The organism is Bradyrhizobium canariense, from assembly GCF_900105125.1.
Classification (GTDB): Bacteria; Pseudomonadota; Alphaproteobacteria; order Rhizobiales; family Xanthobacteraceae; genus Bradyrhizobium; species Bradyrhizobium canariense_A.
The window spans coordinates 5,176,512-5,190,704 of the sequence record NZ_LT629750.1; the positions used below are offsets into that span (position 1 = coordinate 5,176,512).

Genomic DNA, 14,193 nt, shown 5'->3' on the forward strand with positions numbered 1-14,193 from the left:
ACGAAGTCCGTGCCGGATGAGGGGTTAGGCTCTGTCGATAGACCGCGACCCCTCACCCGACTTCATCTCGCTACGCTCGATTTCGTCACCCTCTCCCGCAGGGGGAGTGGGGAAGAATCAATTCCCCATCGCCGCGATCGCATCGGCAATCGCAATGGTGCGCCGGGCCATGTCGGCGTGCAGCCGTTCCACCATCTGGCCGTCGAGCCGGATCGCGCCGCGCGAAGCATTCTCCGGCTGCTCGAACGCGGCGATGATCTTGCGGGCCTGCGCGATTTCCTCCGCCGGCGGGGTGAAGATCACATTGCAGGCCTCGATCTGACCGGGATGGATCAGCGTCTTGCCGTCAAAACCGAGATCGCGGCCTTGCGCGCATTCCTGCCCAAAGCCGTCGACATTGCTGAAATCGCTGTAGGGCCCGTCGAGAATTTCGAGGCCGTGGGCGCGTGTCGCCAGAATGCAATGCGTGATCATCGGGATCATCGCCGCGCGGCCCGGCAGCATGCGGATCCGCGTCTCCCGCGCGATGTCATTCGGCCCGAATACAAATCCCGCAAGTCGCGTTTTCGGATCGCGCGAGGCGGCGGCCAGCTTGTCGGCATCCAATACCGCGCGCGCGGTCTCGATCATCGCCCATACCTTGATCGAGCTGTCGGCGCCGATGGCGGCAAGACGATCGCCGATGGTGTTGAGGTCCGCAACGCTGGAAACCTTTGGAACCAGGATGCCGTCCGGTCGCGCCTGACCGGCCATAGTGACGTCATCGATCCACCACGACGTGTCCAAACTATTGGTGCGGATCCAGACCTCACGCTTGCCGAAACCTTTGGCGGCAATCGCCTGCGCGATCTGGTCGCGCGCCAGCGCCTTGGCGTCAGGCGCCACGGAATCCTCGAGGTCGAGGATAATGCCGTCGGCGGGAAGATTGCGGGCCTTTTCCAGCGCCCGCGCATTCGATCCGGGCATGAACAACAGGCTGCGGCGTGGACGGATCATGGCTGGGTTCCTCGGAATTTCCTTGGGAATGATCGGGACGGCTATCATTTGGGCAAAATCCCGCCGGAAAACCGTGCCCGCTTTTCCCCGTCATGCCCTATCATCTCAATCCTCCGCCCGAAAGTCTTGTTCCCGTCACCGGCATATGGTTAGCGATAGAGATGGCATCGTTCCCGCAACAATTGCTCGACGGCTACCGCACTTTCGCGACGCAGCGGCTTCCGACCGAACAGTCGCGCTACAGCGAATTGTCGGTGCGCGGCCAGTCCCCCGAAGTCATGGTGATCGGCTGCTGCGATTCCCGGGTCTCGCCCGAGGTGATCTTCGACGCCGGTCCCGGCGAATTGTTCGTGATGCGAAACGTCGCCAATCTGGTGCCGGTCTATCAGCCGGACGCCAGCGCGCATGGCGTTTCGGCGGCGCTGGAATATGCGGTTTCGGTGCTGCGCGTGAAACACATCGTGGTGCTCGGCCATGCGCAATGCGGCGGCATCCGCGCCTTCATCGACAAGGCCGCGCCGCTCTCACCCGGTGATTTCATCGGCAAGTGGATGGCGATGTTCATCAAGCCCGGCGAGAGGGTCGAGCAGCGCGATCGTGAGACGATGCAGGACTTCACCGTGCGGATCGAGAAGGCTGCCGTGTTCCGGAGCCTGGAAAACCTGATGACATTTCCATTCGTGCGGACCGCCGTCGAGCGCGGCGAGATGCATCTGCACGGCGCCTATTTCGGCGTGGCCCAGGGCTCGCTATTCGTGCTCGATCCGGCCGCCAAGGAATTTAAAAGCGTGCGCGAGGCCGCGCAGGCCGGCGAATAGGAAATTCTACTCGCTATTCGCCGCCATGATCGCTGCCCCAGCGATCAGACAGTGCCAGCATAAACGCCGAGACCACGAACACCAGATGCACCCCAACCAGCCATGCCAGTTTCTGGGCATCGAAGACAGTGTCGATGTTCATGAATGCCTTCAGCACTTGGATCGCGGAAATCGCGACGATTGAGGCCAGCAGCTTCTGCTTCAGCCCGCCGAAATTGATCTTGGTCATCCAGTCCGGCCAATCCGGATGGCCGCCGGGATCGATCTTCGAGACGAAATTTTCGTAACCCGAAAACACCACGATCAGGACCAGATTGCCGGTCAGCGAGACGTCGATCAGGCTGAGCACGCCGAGGATAATGTCGGACTCACTCGAGCCCGGCGCGTGGATGATGAACTCCCACAGCAGCATGCAGAATTTCAGCAACAGCACCGCGAGGCTGATGACGAGGCCGAAGTAAAACGGCGCCATCAGCCAGCGGCTGTTGAAGATCACGCTTTCGAAACCGTTCTCGACGCGCTTCAGCGTCGGATTCGGCCGATAAGGGGCCGGTTCTTCGCTCATCGCAGTTCCGGCTCCCGTGATCCGGCGTTTACGCCGCCTTCTTCTTGGCGCTGATCAGCTTGCGGTTGATCAGGCTCTCGGCGATCTGGATCGCGTTCAGCGCCGCGCCCTTGCGCAGATTGTCCGACACGCACCAGAGAACCAGACCATTCTCGACCGTCGCGTCCTCGCGGATGCGGCTGATGTAGGTCGCGTCCTCGCCCGCCGCCTCATAAGGCGTGACGTAGCCGCCCGGCTCGCGCTTGTCGATCACGAGGCATCCCGGCGCCTTGCGCAGGATGTCGCGCGCCTCATCGGCCGAGATCGGATTCTCGAACTCGATATTGACCGCTTCGGAATGGCCGACAAACACCGGCACCCGCACGCAGGTCGCGGTCAGCTTGATTTTGGGATCAAGAATCTTCTTGGTCTCCATCATCATCTTCCACTCTTCCTTGGTGTAGCCGTCCTCCATGAACACGTCGATCTCGGGGATGACGTTGAAGGCGATACGCTTCGGGAATTTCTTGTTGACGAGTTCGCTGTTGGTGTAGACCGCCTTGGTCTGCGAAAACAGCTCGTCCATGGCGTCCTTGCCGGCGCCCGACACCGATTGATAGGTCGAGACCACGACACGCTTGATGACGGCCTTGTCGTGCAGCGGCTTCAGCGCGACCACGAGTTGCGCGGTCGAGCAATTCGGATTGGCGATGATGTTCTTCTTGACGAATCCGGCAGCCGCACTCGCGTTGACTTCGGGTACGATCAGCGGCACGTCCGGATCCATGCGCCACGCCGACGAATTGTCGATCACGACCGCGCCGGCGGCGCCGATCTTCGGCGACCATTCCTTCGACACCGCGCCGCCTGCCGACATCAGGCAGATATCGACGTCGGAGAAATCGTAATGCTCCAGCGCTTTGACTTTCAGGGTACGGTCGCCATAGGACACTTCGACGCCCACGCTGCGACGTGAGGCCAGTGCCACCACCTCGTCTGCCGGGAATTTGCGTTCGTCGAGAATGTTGAGCATTTCCCGACCGACATTGCCGGTCGCTCCGACCACCGCGACTTTGTAACCCATCGTTCACTCTCCGAAGAAAAATGCCTCCTGCCCGCACACGGCGGGAAAGGAAGAGCAGCGCTTCTATGCGAGAAACGCCCCTAAGACAACGTTAGACCGGCGCGTGGGCGTTTGATGCGTTTGTTTTGGGGCCCCCGTGCCAAGTTCCTTTGATCCGACCCGAATTCACCCGGCGCTGACCAGCTTTACCGACGAATGCTGCAGCATGCTGGCCCGCCTGGTCGTCTATGTGGGGGCTCTGGCGCTGCTTGCCATCGTCGGCATCCACCTGTGGGACGAATTGCAGCTCGGCGCGGTCGAGCCGCCTTCCGCGGTGGAAGACTGGAGCGTGGCGACGCGTTCGTATCCGGCGTTCGCCGTCAGTCAATCAAATTTCCTCGGTAAAGCAGAGACTTATGAAATCCTTCGGCATCCCGAAGGCGGTCGCAAGGACATCCTTCGCTGGGCAGCCCCGGGTGAAAAACCGGTGGCCGAGCTGGAAATCTACCGCCCGGGCGGCGAATCGAGCCGATCAGAGCCCGCCGGCGCCGACCTCGCGGACCGGATGGATCCCGGCGGCAGCCACGAACTGGAAGCCGCCGGCGTCATCGGCAGCAAATTCGGAACGGTGACGCTGCTGCGTCTCGCCGGCCAGACCGACCGGGCATCGCCATGCCTCGCCTACGTGAAACGTCTGGATAATCCGGATTTGCGGATTTCCGGCTGGTCCTGCCAGGGCGACACGGCACCCGCCCGGCGCGCGTCGGTCGGCTGTATTTTGAACCGCCTGATCCTGCTCACCGCCGGAAACGAACCGAAACTGGCTGAATTATTCGCCCGCGCCGAACTCAGGCGCGGCGACTGCGCCCCCGCCACCACGCCGGGAGCATCGGCCGACTGGGTGATGAATGCGGAAAATCCCCGGCTGCGCGGCGCGCTGTGATCGAACGGGCCTGCCGGAGACCAGCCAAGACGCTGGTATTCATGCGACTTTTTCGCTTCCCGCCGCATTATTGTGAAACAGTGTGGCCCGATAGACCTTGTGGCTATATGCCTGCGGAAGTTAAAGTGACCGCCAAATCGGATATGGCGCCCTGCCGGACCATGAGGACATGATGACCTGGAAATTCCCTGCCGTGAGCAAGCTTGCGGTGTCGTTTGCCGCGATCGCGGTTGTCGCGGCCAGCTTTGCCATGGCACCGGCCAGCGCGCAGTCGACCCGTCTGAAATATGACAAGGACGGCCGCGTCAGTTACGGGCCGAACGGTCCCAACGTGGTCATCCAGCAGGGACCGCACACCCGCGTCTATATCAGCAAGCGCTCATGGCTCGATGCCGGCACCGAAGTGCTTCCCGGCGACCGCAAATTCCTGGACTACGCGTTTCCGCCCGCGATCGGGTACCCAGACTTCGCGCGCGAGAACAACAACCGTCCGATCGATCGCCAACCGCTCAACCCGCCGTCGGATTTGGGCGGCGAGCCGACCAGGTTCCCGCTCTATTGATTTTGACGAGCGCTCGCGATCTGTTGTCCCGGCGATCGCCGGGACCTATACGCTGCGGCCTCTCGTTTTAAGAACGCCGGTCGACGACTTCGCTCAACGCAATCGGTTGTGGGTCCCGGCGCAAGGCCGGGACGACACCGAATCTGTTGCAGCTCACGCGTGCAGCGCCTGCAATTCCTTCAGGATCGCCTGGCCCATCTCCGTCGTGGACACCGCGGTGGTGCCTTCCGACCTGATGTCTGCGGTGCGCAGGCCATTGGCGAGCACCGCGGCGATCGCCGCATCGAGCTTGTCGGCCAGCGCGCCCATATCGAAAGAATAGCGCAGCGCCATGCCGAATGAGGCGAGCATGGCGATCGGATTGGCCAATCCCTTGCCGGCGATGTCGGGCGCCGAGCCATGCACCGGCTCGAACAGCGATTTGCGCTTTTTGCTCCTGGCGTCGATCTCGCCGAGCGAAGCCGACGGCAACATGCCGAGCGAACCGGTCAGCATCGCCGCGATATCGGAAAGCATGTCGCCGAACAGATTGTCGGTGACGATGACGTCGAACTGCTTCGGCGATTTCACCAGGTTCATGCCGCCGGAATCCGCGAGCTGATGTTCGAGCTGCACGTCCTTGTATTCGCGGGCATGGACCTGCGTGACCACCTCGTTCCAGAGCACGCCCGATTTCATGACGTTGCGCTTTTCCATCGAGGTCAGCTTGTTGCGGCGCTTGCGCGCCAGATCGAACGCGACGCGCGCAATGCGTTCGATCTCATAGGTGTCGTACACCTGGGTATCGATGGCGCGCTTCTGGCCATTGCCGAGATCGGTGATGGTTTTCGGTTCGCCGAAATAGACCCCGCCCGTCAACTCGCGCACGATCATGATGTCGAGGCCTTCGACCGCCTCGCGCTTCAAACTGGAAGCATCCGCGAGCGCGGGATAGCACACCGCCGGACGCAGATTGGCGAACAGGCCAAGATCCTTGCGCAGCCGCAGCAGGCCGGCCTCCGGCCGCGCTTCGTAGGGAACGCTATCCCATTTGGGACCGCCGACCGCGCCGAAGATCACGGCGTCGGCCGCCTGTGCCTTGGCCATGGTGTCCTCGCTGATACTGGCCTTGTGCGCGTCATAGGCCGCGCCGCCGACCAGTCCCTGCTCCGTCTCGAAATGCGCGATGCCTTGCGCATTGAGCCAGTCGATCAGGCGTTTGACCTCCGCCATCACTTCGGGGCCGATGCCGTCGCCGGGGAGAAGCAGCAATTTATGGGTCGCCATGGTGTATTTCCTCATTCAACGCGTTATGGCCGGGCATGAAGACCATCAATAATTGCGCGGATTGCTAGAGCGGCGTTGCCCGATTGGCAAGACACCATTGCTGACCGCGCCCTGTGCAACCCCACCCCACCCTGTCAGAATGGGTCTGCTGCCGGAGTATTTCCCTTGCATAGCCCTGCCCGCCCATCGGCTTACGCGCATCCCGCGCGGCTGATTCTTATTCTGTCGCTGACGCCCACTGTCGGTCTTGGCATCGGCCGCTTCGCCTATTCGCTGGTGCTGCCGGATATGCGGGATTCATTGGGCTGGTCGTATTCCGCCGCCGGCTTCATGAACACCATCAATGCCTCGGGCTACCTTGCCGGCGCACTGATCGCATCCAAACTCATCAAGCGATTTGGGCTATCCGCTTCGCTGCGCTGGGGCACGCTGGCTTGCCTGGCGTCGCTGGCCCTGTGTGCGATGTCAGGCAATTTCGTGGTCCTGAGCTTGGCGCGGCTGCTCGCAGGCGTCGGCGCGGCGGTCGGCTTCGTTGCCAGTGGTGCGCTCGCGGCGACGATTGCGCAATCGCGGCCTGAGCGGGCAAATTTTTTGCTGAGCCTGTTCTATGCCGGACCCGGCCTCGGCATCCTGTTGTCGGGCCTGATCGCACCCTTTGTGCTGCAGGCTTTTGGGCCAGGCTCGTGGTGGATCGTGTGGTGGGCGATGACGCTGCTTTCGATTGCGATGACCCTGCCACTGCTGCTGACACATTTCGAGGCGAAGGCCGACATCCCCGACGCGACGTCGGCGAAATTCGCCGTCAGGCCGGTGCTGATCTATCTCGTCGGCTATTTTCTGTTCGGCGCGGGCTACATCGCCTACATGACCTTCATGATCGCCTATGTCCGCGATGCCGGCGGAGGCGCCGCGGCGCAAAGCGCATTCTGGTGCCTGATCGGGTTGAGCGCATTCGTCACGCCCTGGGTCTGGCGCGGCGTGCTGGCGCGCAACAGCGGCGGCATCAGCACCGCGATCATTCTCGCGGTCAATACGACCGGCGCCGCGCTTCCGCTGTTCGGGCAATCCGCCATCCTGCTCACGGTCTCGGCGCTGGTATTCGGCGTATCGTTTTTCGCGGTCGTCGCCTCGACCACCGCCTTCGTGCGCTTCAACTACCCGCATGCCGCATGGCCCGTCGCGATCGCGGCGATGACAATTGCATTCGGGCTGGGCCAGATCCTGGGGCCGATCCTTACCGGCGCGATTACCGATGCGCTGGGCAGCCTGTCTTATGCCCTCAATGCCGGCGCGGCGATGCTTGCCTTGGGTGCGATAGCCTCGGCGTTTCAGAAAAAGCCGCAACCGGCTGTTTAGCTCTGGGGCTTATCGCGGTGCCGGATCGCTCCGTGGCGTCTGCCACCGGCGCACATTGGCGCGACCCGTTGGCTCATAATGACGAAAGAAGCACCTAGCTTCCGCTAAACGAATTGTAGCCCTGGTCTTCCCAGTAGCCACCCTTGTAGTCGTTGGTGACTTCCATCGAGATCACGTATTTCGGATTCTTGAAGCCGAGTTTTGTGGGCACCCGGATCTTCATCGGATAGCCATAGGCCCGCGGCAAAATTTCATTGGCGAATTTGAACGTCATCTGGGTCTGCGGATGCAGCGCCGTTTCCATATCCAGCGGTGAATTGTAGCCCTCCCGATCAGCACATTGGAACCAGCAATATTTCGCACGGGTGTCGGCGCCGATCAGCTTGAGGAAATCGCGCAACGGCGTGCCGGTCCAGCTTCCAATCGCGCTCCAGCCCTCGACGCAGATATGGCGCGTGATCTGCTTGACCTGCGGCAGCTTGTACAGTTCGTCCAGCGTCCATGATTTCTTGTTGTCGACGAGGCCGCGCACCTCGAGCTTCCATTCCTTGCCATCGACCTCGGGCGCGTCGTCGAGATCGTAATAGGCGTTGAACGGAAACGGCTTTGTAATGGCGCTCTCCGGGAAAGTCGGCGCCAGCGCATACGGATTGAAGATCAGCGCCTGCACGCCGTCATTGAACTTGGAGACCTTCTTCAGCATGTCCTCGGCTGAAAAACTGTCCGACACGTCGCAACCGGTCAGCAACGTCAATGCGCCGAGACTGGCGCCGGCAGAAATGAAGCGCCGGCGGGTGAGATCAGGCATCACCTTGGTGGCGTCCTTGACCAGCAGCTTCTTGTCGACGCCGGGGATCAGAAGCGAGCGCATGCGGCCCATGATGTATTCTCCTCGAAGCTACTTTCTTGGGCATGATCTTTTCCGAAAACCGGTTCCCACTTTCCGGGATCATGCCTAGCGGCCGATAATCATCGCGCGCAGGCTTTTCGGCACCAGCAGCGCCAGCACGACGTGCACCACCAGGAATGCGCAGATCGCCGCCATGCAGGCGAAGTGAACGTAGCGCGCGAAATCATAGCCGCCGAACAAGGCGGTCAGATATTGCAGTTGCACCGGCTTCCACATCGAAAGCCCCGACAGCACGATGACGATGCCGACCACGATGATGCCGGCATAAAGCAGCTTCTGCACATTGTTGTATTTGGAGAGGTCGTCATGCGAGAGCTTGAAGGTCAGTGCCGCCTTGGTATCGGCGACGACGCCTGACGGCGTGATCGGCAGCAGCTTTTTGCTGAAGCGCCCGGTGGCGAAGCCGAAGGTCAGATAGAAAAGGCCATTGACCATCAACAGCCACATCGCGGCGAAATGCCAGAGCAGCGCGCCGCCGAGCCAGCCGCCCAGCGTGATCGAGGCCGGAAACGAGAAATTGAACAGCGGCGAGGCGTTATAGACCTGCCATCCCGACGTGATCATCAGCAGGATCGCCACCGCATTGATCCAGTGCATGATCCGGACCCATGCCGGCTGAATCACTTTCGTCGTGGCGGGCGCACTGTGCTTGTCGCTGACTGTAAGGCTGGACATGGCTATTCCGTCGCTGCGGTCACTCAGGTCTATACGCCGGGAACCGGTGTTTCGTTACAGCGATGCACCAGACGACCGATACCTGTTAGCTATTAACCGTTCACAAAAAAGCGAGCCGGGTTAACCCCGGCTCGCGGTCGTTCGTCCCGGTGAGGATCGGGGCGGCCGGGATTACGACGGCATCAGGATGGTATCGACCACGTGGATCACGCCGTTCGACTGATTGACGTTCGGGATCGTGACGGTGGAGGAACCGCCCTTGGAGTCGATGATCATGACCGTGTCACCCGACCGCTTGACGGTCAGCTCTTCGCCCTGAACGGTCTTGAGCTTCTTGCCGTCGGTGAGATCGGAGGCCTCAAGCTTGCCCGGCACCACGTGGTAGGTGAGGATTTTGGTCAGGGCCGCCTTGTTCTCCGGTTTCACCAGCGTGTCGACGGTGCCGGCCGGCAGCTTGCCGAACGCCGCATTGGTGGGCGCGAACACCGTGAACGGGCCCTTGCCTTCCAGCGTCCCGACCAGGCCGGCCGCCTTCACCGCCGCAACCAGCGTGGTGTGATCCTTGGAGTTGACGGCGTTCTGGACGATGTTCTTCGAGGGGAACATGGCGGCGCCGCCGACCATCACGGTCTTTTCGCCGGACATTTCGCTCTTCATTTTATCCTGCGCACTGACGGGCGTGACGATGGTGGCGGTCAGGGCCAGCGCGCCAAGAGCGGCGGCGGACAGAAATGCAATACGCTTGGACATGGAACGTCTCCCAATGGATGAAGGTGTCCGGCGGATGCTCCGCCGGCGATGAAGCGGCAACGACGCTGACCAATGGATGCCAGGACAAACGTCGCGCCGTTGAACCGAGCTACGGGAGGTGGCTCGGCCGGTTTCGGAAATAAATTATCGTGATTTCTGAAACTAATTTCGTCGCAGATCGTGTGCGGATTTCTCTGGACGCATCATCCGGCATCAGCGTCGCTGCATTCCGTTGCTGATGGTCGCGCTGGCATCGGCGTGACGATGATGCTGCCTGCGCATTCCGATCGGCTGCTCAACGAAATCATCGTGTGAAATGGTTAATCGTCCCGGCCAACGCCGGGACGATTAAGGCAACTACAAAAAATCACTGCTCCCGATTGGCCGGCGTCTGGATGAACCCGCGATTATGCGTCGGGCTGATCAGGATTTCGTTCATGCAGACCCTCGGCGGCATGCTCGCGACAAAGGCGATGGTGCGGCCGAGATCCTCGGGTTGCAGCATCCTGGCTTGCTCTTTTTCGCTCGGCACCACCGGCCGCAGCTTCAGGATCGGGGTCGCCACCTCGCCCGGCGACAGGCAACAGGCGCGCAAGCCGTTGACGCATTCATCCATGTTGAACGAATGAGTCAGCGCCAGCACCGCATGCTTGGTGGTGGTGTAGGCCGGGCCCGGCATTTTCGACACATGACGGCCGGCCCAGGACGCCACGTTGATGATGCAGCCGTCCTTTTGCTCGCGCATCGCCGGCAGCACCGCGCGCATGCAATAGAGCACGCCGTTGAGGTTGATCTCGACCAGTTTGTCCCAGCCTTCCAGTTCCATGTCGGCCCAGCTGCGCTTCGGAACATTGATGCCGGCGCTGTTGACCAGGAGATCGATGCGGCCGTGCTTGGCGAGGATCTGCTCTGCGGCCTTGTTGACGCCGGCCTTGTTGCTGACATCCAGCGCGATCGCCTCGGCTTTGCCGCCACTTTTCGTGATCTTCGCCACCACGCCGTCCAGGGCATCCTTGCGACGCCCCGAAACCACCACGGTCCAGCCATCCGCGGCCAAGGCCTCCGCGCCGGCTTCGCCGATGCCGCTGCCGCCACCCGTCACCCAGGCCACGCGTTTCCCGCTATTTGTCATGCAAACTGTCTCCGTTGCTTTGTGAAGGGCGTTTTTGCTAATGAGCGCCGTGAGGTTCTGCGGCCGATCGGATGCAGCCGCGCCCTTTAATGATGCATGAACACATCCCAGAAAACCATCATGAACACCAATCTGTTTTCCCGCCTGTTCGATAGCCTCGACAATCCAGCCCGCCTCGCAATCGAAACGCTCGATGGCGAGCACATCAGCTATGGCGATCTGATCGCCCGGGCCGGGCAAACGGCAAATGTGCTGGTGTCGAACGGCGTCAAACCGGGCGACCGCGTTGCAGCGCAAACCGAGAAGTCGGTCGCCGGCCTTGTGCTCTATCTGGCGACGGTGCGCGCCGGCGCGGTGTATCTGCCGCTCAACACCGCCTATACGCTGAACGAGCTTGAATATTTCATCACCGACGCCGAGCCCTCGGTGGTGGTCTGCGATCCCGCCAAGGCCGAAGGCATTAGTGCGATCGCGGCCAAGGTTGGCGCTCGCGTCATGACGCTTGGCGCCGACGGCAAGGGATCGCTGACCGATGCGGCGGCCAAGGCGAAGGCGGAATTTACCACCGTCGCACGCGCCAACGACGACCTCGCCGCGATCCTCTACACCTCAGGCACCACGGGCCGGTCCAAGGGCGCGATGCTGACGCATGACAATCTGGCGTCGAATTCCTACAGCCTGGTCGACTATTGGCGCTTCACCGACAAGGATGTGCTGATCCACGCCCTGCCGATCTATCACACCCACGGATTGTTCGTGGCGAGCAACGTCACGCTGTTCGCCCGCGCCTCGATGATCTTCCTGCCGAAATTCGACCCCGAGCTGATCATCAAGCTGATGGCGCGCGCGACCGTGCTGATGGGCGTGCCGACCTTCTATACGCGGCTGCTGCAAAGCCCGGCGCTGACGCGCGAAGCCACCAAGCATATGCGTCTGTTCATTTCGGGCTCCGCGCCGCTGCTGGCCGATACCCACCGCGAATGGGAAGCGCGCACCGGACACGCCGTGCTCGAACGTTACGGCATGACCGAAACCAACATGAACACATCGAACCCCTATGACGGCGCGCGCGTGCCCGGCGCCGTCGGCCATGCGCTGCCCGGCGTATCCGTGCGCGTCACCGATCCCGAAACCGGCAAGGAATTGGCGCGCGACAGCATCGGGATGATCGAGGTCAAGGGCCCGAACGTTTTCAAGGGCTATTGGCGGATGCCGGAAAAGACCAAGGCGGAATTCCGCGACGACGGCTTTTTCGTCACCGGCGATCTCGGCAAGATCGACACCAACGGTTATGTGCACATCCTCGGCCGCGGCAAGGACCTCGTGATATCGGGCGGCTTCAACGTCTACCCGAAGGAAATCGAAAGCGAGATCGACGCCATGCCGGGCGTGGTCGAATCCGCCGTGATCGGCGTGCCGCATGCGGATTTCGGCGAGGGCGTCACCGCCGTGTTGGTTTGCACCAAGGACGCTGAGGTCGACGAGGCCTCGGTGCTAAAGGCACTCGAAGGGCGATTGGCAAAGTTCAAAATGCCGAAGCGGGTGTTCGTCGTCGATGAATTGCCGCGCAACGCCATGGGCAAGGTGCAGAAGAATATTTTGCGCAACACCTATTCGGACATCTACGCCAAGCCGAAGTGACGTGCCGCGCGGGCGCTGGATATGGACAAAGAGCAGGCCGCTGAGATCCAAAGACATTTGCTGGATGCTGCTGATGCCATCGATCGCGCAAGCGTAGTCCTTGTTGGCCTGAGCAAGGAAGATCGAGCGGCGCTTGCGGTGCCGCTCGGGGATATTCTTACCACGCTGCATTTCGAGTTGTTGCAGGCGGTTTATGACAGGCATCCTGCTTTGAAGCCGCCCCAGGAGCCCGCCGTCGTCAGCAGTTTCCTTCGCTGGGACGATGTTTCGCTGCCGGACTCCGTATCCGAGGCCGACATCGATTCGATCATCTTTTCGCTCCTGACCTCTCGATGGCAGAAGATGGCGATGGTCGTCGGCAAGGCCGTGGGGCGTTGCAAGGAGCGCGCCTTACCGATTGGTGACGAGGTGCTAGGGGCCCGCATTCAGGCGCTGGCTGAATCTGATCGCCTCGATAGCCAGGGTGATCTTCGCAAATGGCGCCATAGCGAAGTACGATTAAAACATTGAGGGGTGATCCCGCACCGTAACGCCGTAGACGTTCTTACTCGATCACCTCGTCGGCGAGCACGAGCAGATCGGTGGGAATGTCGAGGCCAAGCGCCTTGGCAGTCTTGACGTTGATCGCGATCTCGAACTTGACCGGCGCCTGCGCCGGAAGGTCGCCGGGAGAAGCCCCTTTCAGGATGCGGTCGATATAGGACGCCGAGCGGAAGAAAATGTCGGTGGCGTCGGCGCCATATGACGTGAGCCCGCCCTCCTTGACGTTCTGCCGATAGGAGTAACTCGCGGGAACGCGATGTTTCGCGGCGGCGCGTATCACGACATCGCGGTGAACCAGCATGAACGGATCAGGCGTCACCAACAGCGTGCTGCCCGGCTCTCGCCCGAGCTTTGCGATGGCGTTGTCGACCTCCGTTGCGTTGCGCGCGGGCGCTGCCGACAGATCGAGTGAAAGCTGCTTCGCAACGGCTTCGAACGATTTCAGATGAATTTCGTAATAAGGGTACGTGTCGGGATTGAACAGCACGGCGACGTGGGTGCTCTTCGGCGCAATCTGCTTGAGCATTTCCAGCGATTTGCCGACCATCGAATATTCGAGAAAGGAAAAACCGGTGATGTTGCCGCCGGGACGGGCCATGTTGGCGATAAAACCTTGCGCCACGGGATCGTTGACCACGGCAAATACAATCGGAATGGTCGTGGTCGCCTGCTTCAACGCCGCCGTGGCCGGCGTGCCATTGCTGAGCAGGACATCCGGCGCCAGGCTCACCAATTCCGCCGCATATTCTCGCGTCCGTGCGAGGTCGCCGCCACTCCAGCGCCATTCGATGGCGAGATTGCGCCCCTCGTTCCAGCCCAACTGCGCGAGGCCGTCGCGGAATGCCGCGACACGGGCTTGCGCCACCGGATCACTCTGGTTCGTGCTCATCAGCACGCCGAGCCGCCGCATCCGGTCGGCTTGCGCATGGCCCGCCAACGGCGCACCTGCCAGCCCCGCTCCGAGAATCGTGATGAATTCTCGCCGCTTCATGAA

General features: G+C 61.4%; 15 protein-coding genes. 6 read left to right on the forward strand and 9 right to left on the reverse strand.

Annotation, left to right across the window (positions count from 1 at the left end):
• Positions 1-117 precede the first annotated feature (117 nt).
• Positions 118-996, reverse strand: coding sequence for an HpcH/HpaI aldolase/citrate lyase family protein (locus tag BLV09_RS24580; RefSeq protein WP_146689233.1), 879 nt, complete (start codon positions 994-996; stop codon positions 118-120).
• A gap of 161 nt (positions 997-1,157) precedes the next feature.
• Here BLV09_RS24580 and BLV09_RS24585 point away from each other — a divergent pair, with 161 nt between their 5' ends.
• Entirely contained in the window at positions 1,158-1,814 is a 657-nt protein-coding gene (locus tag BLV09_RS24585) for a carbonic anhydrase (RefSeq protein ID WP_100387325.1), read from the forward strand.
• A 13-nt stretch (positions 1,815-1,827) separates the two neighbouring features.
• Here the strand turns inward: BLV09_RS24585 and BLV09_RS24590 are convergent, their stop codons facing one another.
• The gene (locus BLV09_RS24590) at positions 1,828-2,379 is read right to left on the reverse strand and encodes a TIGR00645 family protein (protein WP_100384837.1); all 552 of its coding nucleotides are present in this window, start codon (positions 2,377-2,379) and stop codon (positions 1,828-1,830) included.
• A 28-nt stretch (positions 2,380-2,407) separates the two neighbouring features.
• Positions 2,408-3,442 carry an aspartate-semialdehyde dehydrogenase gene (locus BLV09_RS24595; RefSeq protein ID WP_100384838.1) on the reverse strand — a complete coding sequence of 345 codons (1,035 nt, stop codon included), beginning with the start codon at positions 3,440-3,442 and terminating at the stop codon, positions 2,408-2,410.
• 205 nt (positions 3,443-3,647) lie between these two features.
• Between BLV09_RS24595 and BLV09_RS24600 the strand changes: the two genes are divergently transcribed.
• Complete coding sequence (locus BLV09_RS24600) at positions 3,648-4,364, forward strand: hypothetical protein (protein WP_244548817.1); 717 nt, start codon at positions 3,648-3,650, stop codon at positions 4,362-4,364.
• Positions 4,365-4,536: 172 nt separating this feature from the next.
• Entirely contained in the window at positions 4,537-4,926 is a 390-nt protein-coding gene (locus BLV09_RS24605) for a hypothetical protein (RefSeq protein WP_100387326.1), read from the forward strand.
• A gap of 153 nt (positions 4,927-5,079) precedes the next feature.
• Here BLV09_RS24605 and leuB read toward each other — a convergent pair whose 3' ends face one another.
• Complete coding sequence (gene leuB, locus BLV09_RS24610; RefSeq protein WP_146689235.1) at positions 5,080-6,192, reverse strand: 3-isopropylmalate dehydrogenase; 1,113 nt, start codon at positions 6,190-6,192, stop codon at positions 5,080-5,082.
• Positions 6,193-6,357: 165 nt separating this feature from the next.
• On the opposite strand from leuB, the gene BLV09_RS24615 reads away from it, so the two are divergent.
• A complete protein-coding gene (locus tag BLV09_RS24615) occupies positions 6,358-7,548 on the forward strand; it encodes a YbfB/YjiJ family MFS transporter (RefSeq protein WP_146689236.1) in 1,191 nt (396 codons plus the stop codon).
• Positions 7,549-7,642: 94 nt separating this feature from the next.
• Here BLV09_RS24615 and BLV09_RS24620 read toward each other — a convergent pair whose 3' ends face one another.
• The 4 genes from BLV09_RS24620 to BLV09_RS24635 form a co-directional block, all read right to left on the reverse strand.
• Positions 7,643-8,428 carry a molybdopterin-dependent oxidoreductase gene (locus BLV09_RS24620; protein WP_146689237.1) on the reverse strand — a complete coding sequence of 262 codons (786 nt, stop codon included), beginning with the start codon at positions 8,426-8,428 and terminating at the stop codon, positions 7,643-7,645.
• 75 nt (positions 8,429-8,503) lie between these two features.
• Positions 8,504-9,133: a cytochrome b/b6 domain-containing protein gene (locus BLV09_RS24625; RefSeq protein ID WP_100384870.1), complete on the reverse strand. Its 630-nt coding sequence runs from the start codon at positions 9,131-9,133 to the stop codon at positions 8,504-8,506.
• A 171-nt stretch (positions 9,134-9,304) separates the two neighbouring features.
• On the reverse strand, positions 9,305-9,883 hold the full coding sequence (locus BLV09_RS24630; RefSeq protein ID WP_146689238.1) for a fasciclin domain-containing protein: 579 nt from the start codon (positions 9,881-9,883) through the stop codon (positions 9,305-9,307).
• A 367-nt stretch (positions 9,884-10,250) separates the two neighbouring features.
• On the reverse strand, positions 10,251-11,015 hold the full coding sequence (locus BLV09_RS24635; protein ID WP_146689239.1) for an SDR family oxidoreductase: 765 nt from the start codon (positions 11,013-11,015) through the stop codon (positions 10,251-10,253).
• Between the two features lie 120 nt (positions 11,016-11,135).
• Here BLV09_RS24635 and BLV09_RS24640 point away from each other — a divergent pair, with 120 nt between their 5' ends.
• Both BLV09_RS24640 and BLV09_RS24645 read left to right on the forward strand, forming a co-directional pair.
• Positions 11,136-12,656, forward strand: coding sequence for a malonate--CoA ligase (locus tag BLV09_RS24640; protein WP_146689240.1), 1,521 nt, complete (start codon positions 11,136-11,138; stop codon positions 12,654-12,656).
• Positions 12,657-12,677: 21 nt separating this feature from the next.
• Entirely contained in the window at positions 12,678-13,166 is a 489-nt protein-coding gene (locus BLV09_RS24645) for a DUF3658 domain-containing protein (RefSeq protein ID WP_146689241.1), read from the forward strand.
• Between the two features lie 34 nt (positions 13,167-13,200).
• On the opposite strand, the gene BLV09_RS24650 is transcribed toward BLV09_RS24645, so the two are convergent.
• A complete protein-coding gene (locus BLV09_RS24650; protein WP_146689242.1) occupies positions 13,201-14,190 on the reverse strand; it encodes an ABC transporter substrate-binding protein in 990 nt (329 codons plus the stop codon).
• Positions 14,191-14,193: the final 3 nt, after the last annotated feature.

What these genes read in the sequence shown, in the direction of transcription:
- BLV09_RS24580 (WP_146689233.1), bottom strand. Translation starts at nt 996, where the DNA reads ATGATCCGTCCACGCCGCAGCCTGTTGTTCATGCCCGGATCGAATGCG.
- BLV09_RS24585 (WP_100387325.1), top strand. Translation starts at nt 1,158, where the DNA reads ATGGCATCGTTCCCGCAACAATTGCTCGACGGCTACCGCACTTTCGCG.
- BLV09_RS24590 (WP_100384837.1), bottom strand. Translation starts at nt 2,379, where the DNA reads ATGAGCGAAGAACCGGCCCCTTATCGGCCGAATCCGACGCTGAAGCGC.
- BLV09_RS24595 (WP_100384838.1), bottom strand. Translation starts at nt 3,442, where the DNA reads ATGGGTTACAAAGTCGCGGTGGTCGGAGCGACCGGCAATGTCGGTCGG.
- BLV09_RS24600 (WP_244548817.1), top strand. Translation starts at nt 3,648, where the DNA reads ATGCTGGCCCGCCTGGTCGTCTATGTGGGGGCTCTGGCGCTGCTTGCC.
- BLV09_RS24605 (WP_100387326.1), top strand. Translation starts at nt 4,537, where the DNA reads ATGACCTGGAAATTCCCTGCCGTGAGCAAGCTTGCGGTGTCGTTTGCC.
- leuB (WP_146689235.1), bottom strand. Translation starts at nt 6,192, where the DNA reads ATGGCGACCCATAAATTGCTGCTTCTCCCCGGCGACGGCATCGGCCCC.
- BLV09_RS24620 (WP_146689237.1), bottom strand. Translation starts at nt 8,428, where the DNA reads ATGGGCCGCATGCGCTCGCTTCTGATCCCCGGCGTCGACAAGAAGCTG.
- BLV09_RS24625 (WP_100384870.1), bottom strand. Translation starts at nt 9,133, where the DNA reads ATGTCCAGCCTTACAGTCAGCGACAAGCACAGTGCGCCCGCCACGACG.
- BLV09_RS24630 (WP_146689238.1), bottom strand. Translation starts at nt 9,883, where the DNA reads ATGTCCAAGCGTATTGCATTTCTGTCCGCCGCCGCTCTTGGCGCGCTG.
- BLV09_RS24635 (WP_146689239.1), bottom strand. Translation starts at nt 11,015, where the DNA reads ATGACAAATAGCGGGAAACGCGTGGCCTGGGTGACGGGTGGCGGCAGC.
- BLV09_RS24640 (WP_146689240.1), top strand. Translation starts at nt 11,136, where the DNA reads ATGAACACCAATCTGTTTTCCCGCCTGTTCGATAGCCTCGACAATCCA.
- BLV09_RS24645 (WP_146689241.1), top strand. Translation starts at nt 12,678, where the DNA reads ATGGACAAAGAGCAGGCCGCTGAGATCCAAAGACATTTGCTGGATGCT.
- BLV09_RS24650 (WP_146689242.1), bottom strand. Translation starts at nt 14,190, where the DNA reads ATGAAGCGGCGAGAATTCATCACGATTCTCGGAGCGGGGCTGGCAGGT.